The 14,683-nt window shown below is 69.2% G+C and carries 14 protein-coding genes and 1 pseudogene; 6 read left to right on the forward strand and 9 right to left on the reverse strand.

Going from position 1 to position 14,683, the window contains the following annotated elements; all coding sequences use genetic code 11:
- Nucleotides 1-125: 125 nt before the first annotated feature.
- The 3 genes from glmS to GBA65_RS14530 form a co-directional block, all read right to left on the reverse strand.
- Nucleotides 126-1,976, reverse strand: a complete 1,851-nt coding sequence (glmS, locus tag GBA65_RS14520) for a glutamine--fructose-6-phosphate transaminase (isomerizing) (RefSeq protein ID WP_166397162.1) — start codon at nucleotides 1,974-1,976, stop codon at nucleotides 126-128.
- A gap of 447 nt (nucleotides 1,977-2,423) precedes the next feature.
- On the reverse strand, nucleotides 2,424-2,867 hold the full coding sequence (locus tag GBA65_RS14525; protein WP_166397163.1) for a DMT family transporter: 444 nt from the start codon (nucleotides 2,865-2,867) through the stop codon (nucleotides 2,424-2,426).
- Between the two features lie 26 nt (nucleotides 2,868-2,893).
- Nucleotides 2,894-4,462 (reverse strand): spermidine synthase, encoded by a 1,569-nt coding sequence (locus GBA65_RS14530; RefSeq protein ID WP_166397164.1) that lies wholly within the window; start codon nucleotides 4,460-4,462, stop codon nucleotides 2,894-2,896.
- A 30-nt stretch (nucleotides 4,463-4,492) separates the two neighbouring features.
- Between GBA65_RS14530 and GBA65_RS14535 the strand changes: the two genes are divergently transcribed.
- The 3 genes from GBA65_RS14535 to GBA65_RS14545 all read left to right on the forward strand — a co-directional run bounded on the left by GBA65_RS14535 (nucleotide 4,493) and on the right by GBA65_RS14545 (nucleotide 6,365).
- Nucleotides 4,493-4,987: a GNAT family N-acetyltransferase gene (locus GBA65_RS14535; RefSeq protein WP_166397165.1), complete on the forward strand. Its 495-nt coding sequence runs from the start codon at nucleotides 4,493-4,495 to the stop codon at nucleotides 4,985-4,987.
- A 129-nt stretch (nucleotides 4,988-5,116) separates the two neighbouring features.
- A complete protein-coding gene (locus GBA65_RS14540) occupies nucleotides 5,117-5,902 on the forward strand; it encodes a VOC family protein (RefSeq protein WP_166397166.1) in 786 nt (261 codons plus the stop codon).
- Between the two features lie 88 nt (nucleotides 5,903-5,990).
- Nucleotides 5,991-6,365: a VOC family protein gene (locus tag GBA65_RS14545; RefSeq protein ID WP_166397167.1), complete on the forward strand. Its 375-nt coding sequence runs from the start codon at nucleotides 5,991-5,993 to the stop codon at nucleotides 6,363-6,365.
- 101 nt (nucleotides 6,366-6,466) lie between these two features.
- Here the strand turns inward: GBA65_RS14545 and GBA65_RS14550 are convergent, their stop codons facing one another.
- The 4 genes and pseudogenes from GBA65_RS14550 to GBA65_RS14565 form a co-directional block, all read right to left on the reverse strand.
- Nucleotides 6,467-7,063, reverse strand: coding sequence for a GNAT family N-acetyltransferase (locus GBA65_RS14550; RefSeq protein WP_166397168.1), 597 nt, complete (start codon nucleotides 7,061-7,063; stop codon nucleotides 6,467-6,469).
- Nucleotides 6,949-7,969, reverse strand: a pseudogene (locus GBA65_RS14555) (threonine aldolase family protein). Before GBA65_RS14555 ends, GBA65_RS14550 begins: the two are co-directional and overlap by 115 nt.
- Before the next feature lie 176 nt (nucleotides 7,970-8,145).
- A complete protein-coding gene (locus tag GBA65_RS14560) occupies nucleotides 8,146-9,072 on the reverse strand; it encodes a ribonuclease H family protein (RefSeq protein WP_166397169.1) in 927 nt (308 codons plus the stop codon).
- The gene (locus tag GBA65_RS14565) at nucleotides 9,069-9,368 is read right to left on the reverse strand and encodes an acylphosphatase (protein WP_166397170.1); all 300 of its coding nucleotides are present in this window, start codon (nucleotides 9,366-9,368) and stop codon (nucleotides 9,069-9,071) included. Before GBA65_RS14565 ends, GBA65_RS14560 begins: the two co-directional genes overlap by 4 nt.
- Before the next feature lie 127 nt (nucleotides 9,369-9,495).
- Here GBA65_RS14565 and GBA65_RS14570 point away from each other — a divergent pair, with 127 nt between their 5' ends.
- From GBA65_RS14570 to GBA65_RS14580, 3 genes are all read left to right on the forward strand, one after another.
- Nucleotides 9,496-11,043: a glycosyltransferase gene (locus GBA65_RS14570; RefSeq protein ID WP_166397171.1), complete on the forward strand. Its 1,548-nt coding sequence runs from the start codon at nucleotides 9,496-9,498 to the stop codon at nucleotides 11,041-11,043.
- A gap of 705 nt (nucleotides 11,044-11,748) precedes the next feature.
- Complete coding sequence (locus tag GBA65_RS14575) at nucleotides 11,749-12,843, forward strand: type IV pilus twitching motility protein PilT (RefSeq protein WP_166397172.1); 1,095 nt, start codon at nucleotides 11,749-11,751, stop codon at nucleotides 12,841-12,843.
- Between the two features lie 56 nt (nucleotides 12,844-12,899).
- Entirely contained in the window at nucleotides 12,900-13,997 is a 1,098-nt protein-coding gene (locus GBA65_RS14580) for a lipid II:glycine glycyltransferase FemX (protein WP_166397173.1), read from the forward strand.
- A gap of 23 nt (nucleotides 13,998-14,020) precedes the next feature.
- Here the strand turns inward: GBA65_RS14580 and GBA65_RS14585 are convergent, their stop codons facing one another.
- A complete protein-coding gene (locus GBA65_RS14585) occupies nucleotides 14,021-14,164 on the reverse strand; it encodes a carboxymuconolactone decarboxylase family protein (RefSeq protein ID WP_166397174.1) in 144 nt (47 codons plus the stop codon).
- 190 nt (nucleotides 14,165-14,354) lie between these two features.
- On the reverse strand, nucleotides 14,355-14,579 hold the full coding sequence (locus GBA65_RS14590; RefSeq protein WP_166397175.1) for a hypothetical protein: 225 nt from the start codon (nucleotides 14,577-14,579) through the stop codon (nucleotides 14,355-14,357).
- Nucleotides 14,580-14,683: the final 104 nt, after the last annotated feature.

The following is a 14,683-nucleotide window of genomic DNA, read 5'->3' on the forward strand; positions in this document are numbered from 1 at the left end:
CCCCTCCCGTTCTCGGCACCCCGACCCTGGCCGATGATTGTCTCAGGCTTGCCCCTTATGCACCACGGCGGCCCCCCGGAACGGTTCCGGGGGGCCGCCGTGGTGGCGCCGGGTGTCGGTGCCGGCTACTCGACCGTGACGCTCTTGGCGAGGTTGCGGGGCTTGTCGACGTCGAGGCCGCGGGCCTTGGCGACGTGGTAGGCCAGAAACTGCAGCGGCACGGCCGAGACCAGGGGGCTCAGGATCTCCGGCACGGTCGGCACCGGGAGGACGGACTGCGCGATCCTCTCGGCCGCGGCGTCGCCCTCGTTGGCTACGGCGATCACGCGGGCGCCGCGGGCGACGGTCTCCTCGACGTTGGAGAGGGTCTTCTCGCGCAGCGTCCCCTCCCCGAGGATGGCGACGACCGGGCACTGCTCGTCGACGAGGGCGATGGGGCCGTGCTTCATCTCGCCGGCCGGGTAGCCCTCGGCGGGGAGGTAGGAGATCTCCTTGAGCTTCAACGCCCCTTCGAGCGCCACCGGGAACGACTGTCCCCTCCCGAGGAAGAGCGCGCACCGCGCCCCCGCGAAGACCCCGACCGCCTCGCTCATGAGGCGCTCCCCCAGAAGCTCGATGCCCTCCTCGACCTTCTCCGGCGAGCGCCTGAGCGCCCGGCCGATCTCCTCGAGCTCCCCGGCCGGACGCGCCCCGCGCACCCCGGCGACGCCGAGGGCGAGCAGGTACAGCGCAGCGACCTGCGTGAGGAAGGTCTTCGTCGCGGCGACCCCGACCTCGGGGCCGGCCTTGGTCAGGAGCACGGCGTCGGCCTCGCGGGTGATGAGCGAGCCCTGCGTGTTCGTCACGGCGAGCACGCGGGCGCCGAAGGCGCGGGCGGCCTCTATCGCGGCGAGGGTGTCCGTCGTCTCGCCGCTCTGGCTTATGGCGACGACGAGCGTCCCCTCGTCCCCGACCGGGTCGCCGTAGCGGTACTCGCTCGCCACCGCTACCTCGACGGGGACGCGGGCGAGGCGCTCCAGTGCGCTCTTGCCGAGGAGCCCCGCGTGGTAGGCGGTGCCGCAGGCGACGATGACCACACGCTCGATCCCGGAGAGGTCCAGGCCGAGCTCGGAGAGGTCCACGCGGCCCCCGGCGTCGAGGCGCCCGGCGAGCGTCGCCTGGAGGGCGGCGGGCTGCTCGTGGATCTCCTTGAGCATGAAGTCCTCGTAGCCGCCGAGCTCTATCGCCTCCGCGCTCCAGTCGACCTCGAACGGGTCGCGCATAACCGGCCTGCCGTCGAGCGTCGAGAGCTCCACGGAGGAGCCGGTCAAGACCACGACCTCGCCGTTCTCCACGAACAGGAACCGCCGCGTGTAGCCGAGCAGGGCCTGGACGGCGCTCGCGAGGAAGTTCTCGCCCTCGCCGAGGCCCACGACGAGCGGGCTCTGGTGCCTCGCCGCGACGACCGTCTCGGGCTCCGACGCGCTGACCGCCGCGACCGCGAACGAGCCCTCCAGCCGCTCCAGCGTCTCGACGAGCGCCTCCTTCAGGGCCACGCCCGCCGCGACCTTCTCGCCGAGGAGGTGCGCTATCACCTCCGTGTCGGTCTCCGAGCGGAACTCGAAGCCGCGGGCCCTGAGCTCCTCCCGGAGCTCGGCGTGGTTCTCGATGATGCCGTTGTGGACGACCGCGACCTCCGGGCCGACGGGCGCTCCGCCGCCCATGTGGGGGTGGGCGTTCGCCTCGGTCGGGCGCCCGTGCGTCGCCCATCGCGTGTGCCCCACCCCGCTTCGCATGCTGAAGAAGTCGCCGTCGCGCCTCTGCACCGTCCCCGCGAGGTTATCGAGGGGTCCGACCTCCCTCGCCGTCCGGAGCCCCTCAGGCCCCGCGAGCGCCAGCCCCGCCGAGTCGTACCCGCGGTACTCGAGGTTCCTGAGCCCCTCCATGAGCACCTCTACGCACCGCTCCCCGCCAACGTAACCCACGATCCCGCACATAAAGAGCACCTCCCAGCACTCGTAAGGGGGCGCCGAAAAACGCCCCTACCGGGGAACCCAAAGGAGAACGGAATGGGAGAGCCAGACGTTGCTACCGGGCCCGGATCGGCGCTCTGTCCCCGGCGTCACCGCCGGGATTTAACGCCGCCCTATCGACCGCCCGGAGGCCGAGACGCATCCGCCGAAAAACTCGATAAACGTCTTCCTCGTCGACTCCCCGAAAGGTCTCTGACCTCTCCGGGAGCCCTGGCGCTTTGCTCTTTCTCTGGCTTCTCCTACCGACCTTCCACGGGTTCCTTCTTGCCTACCCGTTCGTTATCGGCCTTTCGCGCGTTCTCCTTTAGCGGCCTCCCCGATCCGTGAACAACGAGGCCACAACTCTAACCCTTCGGGCGGGGAAATATAAGGGCCGAAGAGACGTATATTTGGGGGTAAGCCCGCCCTCTCTTAGAAGCGCAGGACCAGGTAGGCGCCCGAGACCACGAGCACCGCGCCGAGGACCCTGAGGGCCGTCGCCGGCTGGACCGGCAGGTGGAGGAGGCCGAACTGGTCGAGGACGATGGAGGTGATCATCTGCCCGGCGATGATAAACCCGAAGGTCGCCGCCGCCCCGAGCCTCGGGGTCAGGACGACGGACGAGAACACGAAGAACGCGCCGAGAAAACCGCCGGCCCACGCCCACCACGGGGCCTGCGAGAGGGATTGGAGCGAGGTCGGCGTCTGGCGCGCGATGGCGACCGCCGCGAACAGGACGAGCGTCCCGATAAGAAACGAGAGGGCCGCGGCGGAGATCGGCCCGCCCGCCGCCTTGCGCAGCTCGGCGTTCACCGCGAACTGAACCGTGATCACCGTCCCCGCCACGAAGGCGAGGGCAGAAAGAGCCCAAGACACGCGCTTCCCCCTCCCGGGCCGGAGCCCTAGGTATCGCCCCGGACGTAGTCCAGGATCATCAGGTCCGTCATCCACTCCACAGGCGCCCGGTCGTCCGTGAGGACCGGGCCCGAGCCGTCCGTCGGCTCGATGTCGCGGGAGATCTCGCGGGCCAGGGGACGCACCACGCTCGGGGCCTCGCCGAGGTTCGCCCGGAGCGCCTCCGCCCCCGTCTCCTCCTCCGTCGCGACCACGGTCGTGTTGAAGTCGCCCGTGTCGAAGGAGTAGACGTGCCCGTAGACCTCGCTCATCGTCCGCGCGATCGCCTCGGGCACGCGCCGGTCCCCGGGGGTATGCCCGACGTTGATCGTCACGACCCCGCGGTCCGAGAGGTGCTCCTTGACCTCCCCGAAGAACTCCACCGTCGTCAGGTGGAACGGGATGTACGGCTGGCGGTAGGCGTCCACGACGACGAGGTCGTACTCGTCGTCGGCCTCGGGGCCGCGCAGGAAATAGCGGCCGTCCTCGGCGTGGGTGTCGAGCCCCTCGCGGTCCATGTCGAAGTACCTGTAGCCGACCTCGTTCACCCGGCCGTCGATCTCCACCCCGTCGATCTCGATCGGCCCGTAAACGTCCGAGAGCTCGGAGGAGACGGTGCCCGCGGCGCTCCCCACGATGAGCGCGTTGCGGGGCGGCTCGGGGGAGGTGAGGAGCGGCACGGAGAGCGGGTAGTCCCAGTAGCTCTCCGAGAGAAGACGGCCCGGCTTGTACGCCGAGTGGACCGACCAGCCCTCGTTGAGCTGCAAGATGCGCTCGCTGTCCGGAAGCGGTTCGCCGTTCTCGTCCAGCTCCGTCGCCAGAACCCTGATGTACTGGTAGTACGAGTCGTCCTCGAAGAGGAGGCCGGGGGTCGGTTTGATCTCGTTGGGCAGGAAGGTCGCCGCCACCATCAGGAGCGGCAGGAGCAGCAGCAGGAGGCTCCGCCGCCCCGCGAGGACGCTCGCGAGCGCGAGCGCGGCCCCGAACAGCAGGAAAGTGTCCCGCGTGCCGACCCCTGGGATCGTCAGGAGCACGGCGAGGAAGATCCCGGCGATGCTCCCGAGGGTGGAGATCGCGTAGAGGCTCCCGGCCGTCCCTCCGGCCTCGCCGACGTCCTTTATGGCGAGGCGTATCGCGAACGGCGAGACCATCCCGAGCAGCGTGATGCTCGGGGCGAAGAGGAGGAGCGTGGCCGCGAAGGAGCCGAGAAACGCCCCGGCGGAGAGGCTCTCGAAGGAGCGGGCGCTTACGGACATTACGGGCCCGGCGACGAACGGCGTCGCCGCGATGATGACCGAGGCGACGATGGTTATGTTCGTCAACGTCCGCCCGTTCGGGTGACGGTCGGCGTAGCGCCCGCCGAGGTAGTAGCCGATGGTCAGGTAGATCAGGATGAGCCCGATGATGTTGGCCCAGACGAGGATGGAAGACCCGAAGTACGGCGCGAGCAGCCTGCTGGCCGCCATCTCGACGGCGAGCGTCGTCGTCCCCGACACGAGCACGAGAAGTATGAGCGATATACGCCCTATCGCCTTCCCCTCCGAACCCGCCCCCGCGTAATGGCCCGTCTCCGACACGTCGGCCAGTATATCCGCTAGGATGGGGAAATGGGGCAGGGGCACGACAACGCTTCGGGCTACGCCATCCGGGCGGGACGGCGCGACGACGCGGCGGCTGCCGCGGCGCTGTGGATGAGGAGCGCGGAGGAGCACACCGCCTACGACGACGTCTACGCCACCTCGCCCGACGCCGAGAAGATCATGCGCCGCTTCCTCGCCGACCTCTCCTCCAGCGCCCACTCCTGCCTCTTCGTCGCCGAGAGCGACGGCGAGGTCGTGGGCTTCCTCTCCGGCGAGATCCGCGAGGGCTCCCCCGCCTTCTCCCCCAAGACCTGGGCCGCCGTCGAGGACATCTACGTGACGCAGGAGCACCGGAGCCGGGGCGTGGGCCGCTCCCTCCTCGACGCCTGCGCCGGGTGGGCCCGCGACAAGGGCGCCGACGGCGTCTCCCTCCAGGTCGCGGCCGGCAACGAGCGCGCCCGCAAGTTCTACGACGAGCTCGGCTTCCGCGAGGTCTCCGTCTACGAGGTCAGGGAGTTCTAGGCCCCCGGCGACGAGCCTCCTTTTCCGTGCGGCCCTCCCCCGAAACGAGCTTTGCCCCTTGGGATTCGGTCCCTCCCGCGTAACCTTCTCGTAGGGAATCCGTCGAACGGGAATCGACGAGGAGGAAGTATGGGCAAGAGGGAGAGTTACGCACCGGGGACGTTCTCTTGGGTAGATTTGGCGACCACCGATCCGGAGGGCGCCAAGGCCTTCTACGGCGAGCTGTTCGGCTGGGAGGCCGACGACATGCCGGCCGGCGAAGGGATGACGTACACCATGCTCCGTGTGGGGGACGATTACGTCGGCGGCCTGTCCGAGATGGACAGGGGTCAGCGCGGGGCGGGGGTTCCGCCGTACTGGTTGTCCTACGTGACCGTCGAGGACGCGGCCGCGGCCGCGTCCAGGGCGCGCGAGGCGGGCGGGACGGTCCACGGCGAGGCGTTCGACGTCCTGGACGCCGGCAGGATGGCGCTGATAGAAGACCCCCAGGGGGCCATGCTCGCGGCCTGGGAGCCGCGTCGGCACATCGGAGCGGGCAGGGTCAACGATCCCGGCTGCCTCACCTGGAACGACCTTCAGACGTCGAACGCCGAGCCGGCCGCCGGCTTCTACGCGTCGCTCTTCGGCTGGGAGATGGAGCCGATAGACCAGGACGGCGAGCTCGCCTACGTGACGATCAAGAACGCCGGCGCCTCGAACGGCGGGATCATGCCCTCGCAGAACGGCGGGGGGAACCGCCCCTACTGGCTCCCCTACTTCACCGTGCCCTCCACCGAAGACGCGCTGGCGAAGGCCAAGGAGCTCGGGGGCGAGGTGCTCGCCGGGCCGATGGACATAGGGGCCGGCAGGATCTCGGTCCTCCGCGACCCCCAGGGAGCGACCTTTGCGGTCTACGAGGGCGAGACGGACGACTAGGGCAAGTCCGGCGCGTGGGGCCGGGCGTGAGACCTCGCCGAAGCAATCGGAGGACCCCGCCCCGGAGGAGAACCCGAGGAGGTTCGCGGTGTTGGATCACGTCAACCTGCCCGTGTCGAACGTCGAGCGGAGCAAGCGCTTCTACGGGGCGGCGCTCGCTCCGCTCGGCTACGGGCTGATCATGGAGCACGGCATCTCCGGAGCCGGGTTCGGCCGATCGGGTAAGCCAGACTTCTGGATCAAGCAAGGCGCGCCCGGCGCCGCCGTGCACGTCGCCTTCTCCAGCCCAGATCGAGCAACCGTGGGCGCCTTCCACGAAGCAGCCGTCGCGGCAGGCGGGCGCGACAACGGGCGGCCCGCGCTCCGGCCCGAATATCACTCGGCCTACTACGGCGCCTTCGTCCTGGATCCCGACGGCAACAACATAGAAGCGGTCTGCCACAACCCGCAGACGAACTCCTAACCCCCACCGAGCAGCGGAAGACCGGCGAGGTCCAGAAGGGAGTCCCTTCCGTCGAAAGCGCCGCTCCGGCTCACGCGACCCTCTGCCGTCGGGCTTACCTGCTACGGATACGGACCGTCGGCGTCCGGGGCTTCGGGGGCGTGGAGCGGCAGGCCGAGAGAGAGGAGGAGCACGCCCTCCTCCCGCTCGTAGCCCGAGGCCTCGTAGAACGCGACCGCCTCGTCGTCGGTCTGGACCTCGACGTAGGAGACGCCGCGCGCGGCGCAACGCTCCTCCACCGCGGCGAGCAACGCGCGCCCGGCGCCCCGGCGCCTCGCCTCCGGCCTCACGTGCAGCTCCTCGACGCTGGCGAACGCTCCGCCGGCCGAGACGTTCAACCCGTAGGAGAGGAGGGCCACGCCGACCACCGCCCCCTCCTCGCGCGCCACGAGCATCTCCAGGTCCCCCCTGGCGACGGCGCCCCGAAGCTCCTCCGCGAACGGTGCCGGGACGGGTTCTCCCTCCCTCAGCGCCTCCTCCAGGAGACCGAGCCCTTCGGGGAGACGGTCCGCGGCGACGAGCCGGACCTCGAAGCCGGGGTCCCTCAGCGGACGCTCTCCCCGGAGACGAGCAGCCGCGACGCGGCCTCTATCGTCGCGTCGACCTCGGAGTCGCCGGCGTCGAGGTGCGTGCAGAGGCGGATGCGGCCCCCGGTCCAAGGCGTCGCCAGCACGCCCTCGTGCGCGAGGTCCCGCAGAAACGCGCCCGTCTCCCCGACCTCGACGAGCACGATGTTGGTCTCGGGCTCGTCGACGCCGTAGCCGGCCTCTCGCAGCCCGTCGGCGAGCCTCTTCGCCCGCCGGTGGTCCTCGTGCAGGCGCTCGACGTTGTGCTCGAAGGCGTAGAGGGAGGCGGCGGCGATGATGCCGGCCTGGCGCATCCCGCCGCCGAAGGCCTTGCGGGCGCGCCGGGCCTCCCGGATCTTCTCCTCGTCCCCGGCGAGGAGGGAGCCGACGGGGGCGCCGAGGCCCTTGGAGGAGCAGACGGAGACGGTGTCCGCGTGCTCGCACCACGCGCTCGCGGGCGTCCCCGTCGCCACCGCGGCGTTGAAGAGCCGGGCCCCGTCGAGGTGGACCCCCAACCCGAGATCCCGGGCCTCCGAGGCGACCGCCGCGAACTCTTCGAGGGGGAAGACCTTGCCCCCCGCGACGTTGTGCGTGTTCTCCAGACACAGGAGCGTCTGTCGGGCGAAGTGGACGTTCTCGGGCCGGACGGCGGCGCGCAGGGTCTCCGGGGAGATCACGCCGCCCTCCCCGGGGAGGGTCCTCACCCGACGCCGGAGAGCAGAGCCGGGGCACCCGCCTCGTAGTTGAAGACGTGGGCGTCCTCGTGCAGCATCACCTCGTCCCCCCGACTCGTACCGACGAAGAGGCCGATCTGGTTCGTCATCGTCCCGGAGGGACAGTAGATGGCCGCCTCCTTCCCCAGGAGCGCCGCCACGTACTCCTCGAGGCGGTTGATCGTCGGGTCCTCCCGAAGACGTCGTCCCCGACCGGGGCCTCCGCCATGGCCCGCCGCATGGCCTCGGTCGGTCGGGTCACTGTGTCGCTGCGAAGATCTATCATAGAACCGTCCTCCGGTACGTCCTCTGTCGCCCAAGATTACCGCTTTTCCACTCCGCCTCGAGCACGACGAGCCGCGGGACGGGTAGCGCAAGAACTACGAGCGCCACACCCCACCGAACTGCGCCCAGCCGCACGCTCTGTAGGGCGCCCCGGCCGAGCACTCGTGCCCGGTCTTCCTACCTCCGGCTTGCTGTGCCCAGCACCTTCTCCGTCGTCCCGAAGTGGACCTTGGCGACGTCTTTCAGGGCCTCCTCCCCCCGCTCGCGGACGATGCGCCTCGCGGCACCCACCACGTGCGTGGCGCCCCGGGGCAGCTCGAAGCCGATGGCCTCCGAGATGCGGTCCATCTCCTCCAGGTAGCGCGACCTCGCCAGGATGGAGGCCGCGGCCACCGCCGCGTCGTCCTCCGCCCTCGGCCGAACTTCGAGCCGGATGCCCTCCGGCACGCGCGGCTGTATGTAAGAGCGGGCCGCCCTCGCGAACTCGTCGACCACGAATACCTCTACCTCCTCCTCAAGTTCACCCAGGATCTGGACGTTGATCTCCCCGAGCAGCTTGTTGATGTTGCCCGCCGCGGCCCGCCGCGCCTCGTACTCCCTGGGCCCGAGCGTCACCACGCGCGTGTTCTCCTCGCCCACGGCGTCGAGCACCCTGAGAGCCATCGCCCTCGCCCCCATCACGCTCAGCGTCTTCGAGTCCCTGGCGCCGGCCTCCCGCAGCCCCTGCGCCGCTTCCTCCCCGAGAACGCGCACCCCCGCCACGACGAGCGGCCCGAAGTAGTCCCCCTTCCCCGCCTCGTCCGTCCCCACCCGCGGCGTCCCATCGGGAGCTACCCGCCGGGGCGCGCTCGTGCCCCGGGGGTTCGTCGCCGCCCTCCCGCCACCCCCCGTGCGCGCCACGCGCCACGTCTCAAGGGCCTCCAGCAACGGTGAAGCTTTACCTCCGGTAGATACTTTTCCGGAACGGTGGTAGACGTTCAGGGTTACCGTGTCGGGGCCTCGGGAGACCTTGTACTGGGTGCCGTGGTCTATGGGGCGGCTGGAGGCGACCTTCGCCCCCTGATCCCTGAGCAGCTTCTCCAGGTCGGCGGGGAGGCGGCTCATCGGACCTCGAAACCGCGGAGGTTCTCGGGCTCCTCGGTCTCGGCGGAGACGTTCCGGACCTCGGCATCGGGCGGTCCCGTCTCGCACCAGGAGACCATCTCCCCCACGCGATCCCCGTCGCCCTCGAAGACGGCCTCGACCGTGCCGTCCGGGAGGTTGCGGACCCAGCCCGAGAGGCCCAGGGCCTCGGCCCTCTCGCGCGTCGAGTCGCGGAAGAAGACCCCCTGCACGCGCCCCGAGACGAGGACGCGCATCCTCCGTTGGTTGTTCGTTGCGTTGTCGCTCGCGTCGTTCATAAGCCGCTTTCCGTTCGGTTTTCGAGGTTCAGGGGGCAGTTTAACCGGGGCTTAACGCCATTTTGGGTGTCTCGGCACGGATATGCTAGCCTACCTCCCCGTGGAGCCCCAGGGACAAGCTACGTCGATGGGCGGCGTGCGGTACGGCAAGCCCGAAAAGGCCTCGTTGACCCTCGTCGTCCCGACGCGCAACGAGTCCGGCAACGTGGAGCGGCTGGTGCGCGAGATCCGCGAGGCCCTCTCCGGGATCGACTACCGCGTCGTCTTCGTGGACGACTCTACCGACGAGACCCCCGGTATCATCCGCTCCCTGAGCGAGGAGGACGGCAGGGTCGTCCTGATGCACCGCGAGGGGGCCGAGCGGAGCGGCGGCCTCTCGACGGCGGTGACGGCCGGGCTCGACGCGGTCGCGGCTTCGAGCGAGTACACCTGCGTCATGGACGCCGACCTCCAGCACCCCCCGCGCAAGGTGCGCGAGATGCTGGAGGAGGCCAGAGAATCGGACGCGGACGTCGTCGTGGCGAGCCGCTACACGGAGGGCGGGGACTACGAGGGGCTCTCGGGGCCGGTGCGAAAGGCGGTCTCGGTGGGGAGCAAGTACCTCGCCCAGGTAGTCTTCAAGGAGGCGCGCAAGACCACCGACCCGATGACCGGGTTCTTTCTGGTGCGCAACGCGGCGATCTCCGGCATCCAGTTCCGCCCGACGGGGTTCAAGATCCTGCTGGAGATCCTGGTCTGCGCCCCGGAGCTGAAGGTGGTCGAGGTCCCCTTCAGCTTCCGCACCCGCAACGCCGGCGTCTCGAAGGCGAGCATGAAGCAGGGCCTCGAGTACCTGAGCCACATCACGAGCCTGTTCTGGTACGTGCCGTCGGCGGGGCGCTTCTGGAAGTTCGCCCTGGTCGGCGCCTCTGGCGTCCTGGTGAACACGTTCGTGCTCCTGCTCCTCGCCGAGTACTTCGACGCCCATAAGGTCATCGCGTGGATGTTCGCCGTCGGGCTCTCGATCTTGAGCAACTTCCTGCTGAACAACGCGTTCACGTGGAGCGACGTTCGGCACTCCAGCAGGATCCACTTCCTGCTCCGCGGCGCCCTGGCGTACCCGGTCGCGATCGTGGGCATCGGCGCGAACTTCGCCGTGTACTACCCGCTCCTGAAGTACGTCTCCGACGCCTTCCCCTACTACGTGCTCTTCAACTTCCTCGGCATCGTCGCCGCGACGAGCGTCAACTTCATCCTCTCCAGCCGGCTGGTCTTCAAGCCCTCCGCCCCGAGGAACCTGGACCCCGAGGTCCCGCCGAAGGAGATCGCCGAGGAGGTGCGCAAGGAGCTCAAGGCGGACTGGGCGGGCCTCGTGCGCTCCGACGACCTGAGCGTCCTCGCGGGCTCGGGCGGCGTCCCGGGCGCCCCCCCGCGCCCCCTCTCCGTCGCCGACCGCGGCGCGATAGAGATGGTCCTCCGCACCGGCCAGCCCACCCTAGCCGTGACCGGCCCCAGGAGGCTCCCGCAAGCGCGCACGAACACCCGCTGGGGGAGCTCCCTCGCCGTCCCGATCCTCGACGGCGACGAGGCGGTCGGCGTGTTCTACGCCACCCGGCTCTCCACCGAGGAGTTCACCGACCTGGACCTCCACTGGCTGACCGCCTACGCCAGCACCGGCGCACGAATCTTCTCGTAAGAACCGCGAACAGCCCCACCGGCTCCCGACCAGTACGAGGCATTGCGCGACTCGGCACGAAGGACCCCGTTCGGCGGCTTCTCGTACGGGGTCTCCCGATCGTCACATCCGGGGTCTGCACGAAGCAAGAGCCGTCGATAACCCGGAACCGGTCGCTAGAAAGGGACGCCCCTCGCACAGAGCGACGTCCCCGAGATCGGCCCCTCCCCAAGGGCCAAAGAGGACCCCACCACCCCCTCCCGGAAGGTGAGGCCCGGACAGGCTCCAGACTAAACCCAAGCTTTAAACCGAGCCCGGGCGCCGGATGGCCTATCCGATCCGAAACCTAGCACCCCGAAAAACACCACGCAACTCGACACAATGCCTATACCTAAGCCAGATGGGCTAGGGCGAACAAGCGCGCATACGACATGGACACGGCTCTGGAGCAGGGCACACAACATGTTGAGCCTCGCAAACTACAACAATCCGCAACGAGAATTACATGAAGCTTCGATCGAAGGTTAGTTGAGTTTAAGGTTGAGATTCATGCGTGTGCTCCGGACTCGTCGTCGGATGGGTTCCTTGGGCCGGCAAGTAGGGGTCCGCGAGGCGTGGGGCTGCTTCGGAGCGGGGCTTGGAGCTAAAGGATAACGGGGGGGTGGGCCGATAACCCTTGGTAGGAAGGGACTTCGGAATTCTTCGACCGCACGGAGGTAGAGCGCCTTGTTGCAGCAGACTGAGATCGACACGCTGGTAAGCAAGCTCGTCGAGCTTGAGGGGAGCGACCTGCACCTCAAGGTGGGGGCGCCGCCGGCGGTGCGCACGCACGGCTTGCTCCAGCACCTGGAAGGTCACGAGGTTCTGCGGCCCGTCGACACCGAGAACATCATCCGGGACATCATGTCGGAGAAGCTGCTCAAGGAGTTCGAGGAGACCGGCGAGGCGGACTTCTCTTATGCCGTTCGTGGCGTGGGCCGGTTCCGGGTCAACGCGTTCCGGCAGCGCGGTTCCGTTTCGATAGTCATGCGGTTCATCCCGTTCGGGGTGCCCAGGTTCGAGGACCTAAACCTGCCCGACGCGATCGCGACGCTCGCTAAGGAGGAGCGCGGGATCATCCTGGTCACGGGGACCACCGGTAGCGGCAAGTCGACCACGCTGGCGTCCATGATCAACCTCGTCAACCGCACCGTCCCCAAGCACATCATGACCATCGAGGACCCGATCGAGTTTCTGCACCGCGACGAGAAGTGCATCATCAACCAGCGCGAGGTCGGGACGGACACCGAGTCGTACGCCCGGGCGCTCAAGCGGGTCTTGCGGCAGGACCCGGACATCATCCTCATCGGCGAGATCCGGGACTCCGAGAGCGCCCAGATCGCCCTGTCGGCGGCGGAGACCGGGCACCTCGTCCTCTCGACGCTCCACACCCTCGACGCCACCGAGACGATCAACCGCATGATCGACCTCTTCCCGCCGCACGAGCGGATGCAGGTCCGGGCGATGCTCGCCGGCACCCTGAAGGGGATCGTCGGGCAGCGCCTGATCCGGACGAAGGACGGCAAGGGACGGGCGGCGGCCTGCGAGATCATGATCACGACCGGGCGCATCCGGGACTTCATCATGGACCCCGACCAGACCGGACAGATCCAGACGGCCATCTCCGAGGGCGAGTACTACGGGATGCAGACCTTCGATCAGGCGCTCCTCAAGCTGATCGAGCAGGACCGGGTTGCCTACGAGGAGGCCCTCCAGGTGGCGAGCCGCCCGCAGGACTTCAGGCTGATGGTCCAATCTCTTGGGCTCGGCGCCGTCAGGTAGCACAAGCCCTGGTGTTCGATTGCTAGCGCGTCGGGCTTCCCGGATAATTCCATACGATGAGAACCGACGAGACCCAACGGGCGTACGCCCTTCCCACGGTGCCGCGTCCCCATCCGGGCCGCGGCGCCGTCTACGTGGAGGTCGGGGAGAAGAAGTCCTGGAACGCCGCGGTCTCGGGCCTCGGCGGCAGCGTCCTCCAGTCCTTCGAGTGGGGCGAGTTCAGGCGCCACGGCGGCTGGACCCCGCTTAGGCTCCTCGCCGAAGACGGCGCGTCCGCCGCTCAGGTGCTCCTGCGGCGGCTGCCCGGGGTGGGCGGCTCCCTGGCCTACGCCCCGCACGGCCCTCTCGCCTCCGATCCCAGGGACCTGCCCGCCGTCGCGGCGACGATCGCCGCCCACGCGAAGGCCCGCGGGGCCCACCTGCTGGAGATAGAGCCGCGCGCCGTCGACGCCCCCGACATGGAGACGGAGGGCTTCAGGAGGAGCGCGAGCTCCGTGCAGCCTCGCTGCACGCTCGTCCTCCCCGTGCGGGAGAGCGCGGAGGCCCAGTACGCGGCGCTCCCCAAGGGGGCTCGCTACGGCATCAGGCGCGCCCTGCAAGTCGGCATAGAGGCCGAGACCTCGACGGACGAGGGGGTAGACCTCGAGCTCTTCCTCGACCTCCTGGGGGAGACCGCCGGGCGGCAGCGCTTCGGCCTCAGGCCGCGCGACTACTACCGGCTGCTGCTGCGGGAGGTGCCGTCCGCCCTGGTCCTCGCGCGCCGGGGGGGCGCGGAACGCCCGGTAGCGGGCGCCCTTATCCTCTTCTTCGAGGACGAGGCGTACTACCTCTACGGGGCGTCGGCCGCCCTCGAAGGCGAGAACCTCTACGCCTCCTACCTCGTCCAGTTCGAGGCCCTCTCCGCCGCCCGCCGGGCGGGTGCGACGCGCTACGACCTGTGGGGCATCCCCTGCGAGCCGCACGCGAAGCACCCCCTCTGGGGCGTCTACCAGTTCAAGAGGAAGTTCGCCGGCTCCGGCCACGAGGAGCGCTACGCCGGGGCGTACAAGAAGTACCTGAGCCCGCTCCAGTCCCACCTCGCGAGGGTGGGCATCAAAAGCTACTACACCCTCCAGCGCCTCCGCGGCAAGAGCTCCGGCCCCATCGACGACTGAGGGTTCCCCGGGGTAGCCGCGGCTCAGGACCGCCCTCGGCCGGAGGTCCTCTTCCACAGCCCCTGAGACGGCACCCTCAGAGCGCGGTTGAACGAGCTGGAGGAGTTCTCCCACGCGATGACCGCCGTCAGCTCGACCACGGCGTCTTCGTCGAAGAAGTTCCTCACGCGCTCGAAGAGGTCGTCCCCGACGTCCCGATCGGAGAGGGTTATGGCGTCCGCGTACTCCAGGGCGACGCGCTCCCCCTCGTCGTAGAGCGGGCTCGTGGCGTAGTCGTCGAGGGCGAGGATCTTCTCCTCGGGACCCCCAGTTCGCTGCCCACGGCAGCGTTGATGTCCTGTCAGAAGACGCAGCCGTTCAGGGCCGCGACCCTGCGGTTGAGGAGCGCGACGAGCTCGGGGGTAGCAGGCCCGACCCCTCCAGGCCGCCCCACATCCCCCGCGCGCCCCTGAAGATCGTCGGGCGCCGCGCGTAGATCAGGTGGTTCGAGAGCGGCGCGCCCCACTCCCTGGCCTGCGCCTCCAGAACCGCCCGGATGGGTCCGTCCGCTCGTTCCGGATCGATGCCGCTTATGCGTGCCATGTGCCCCCTCTCCACGGACCGGCTACCTCGGCACAGTCTCTCACGAAGGGGCGGCCCTTAGGAGCCGTGATCGAGCGAAATCCTGGGGACGGGCCCGCGCACGG

Source organism: Rubrobacter marinus, from assembly GCF_011492965.1.
GTDB classification, from domain to species: domain Bacteria; phylum Actinomycetota; class Rubrobacteria; order Rubrobacterales; family Rubrobacteraceae; genus Rubrobacter_F; species Rubrobacter_F marinus.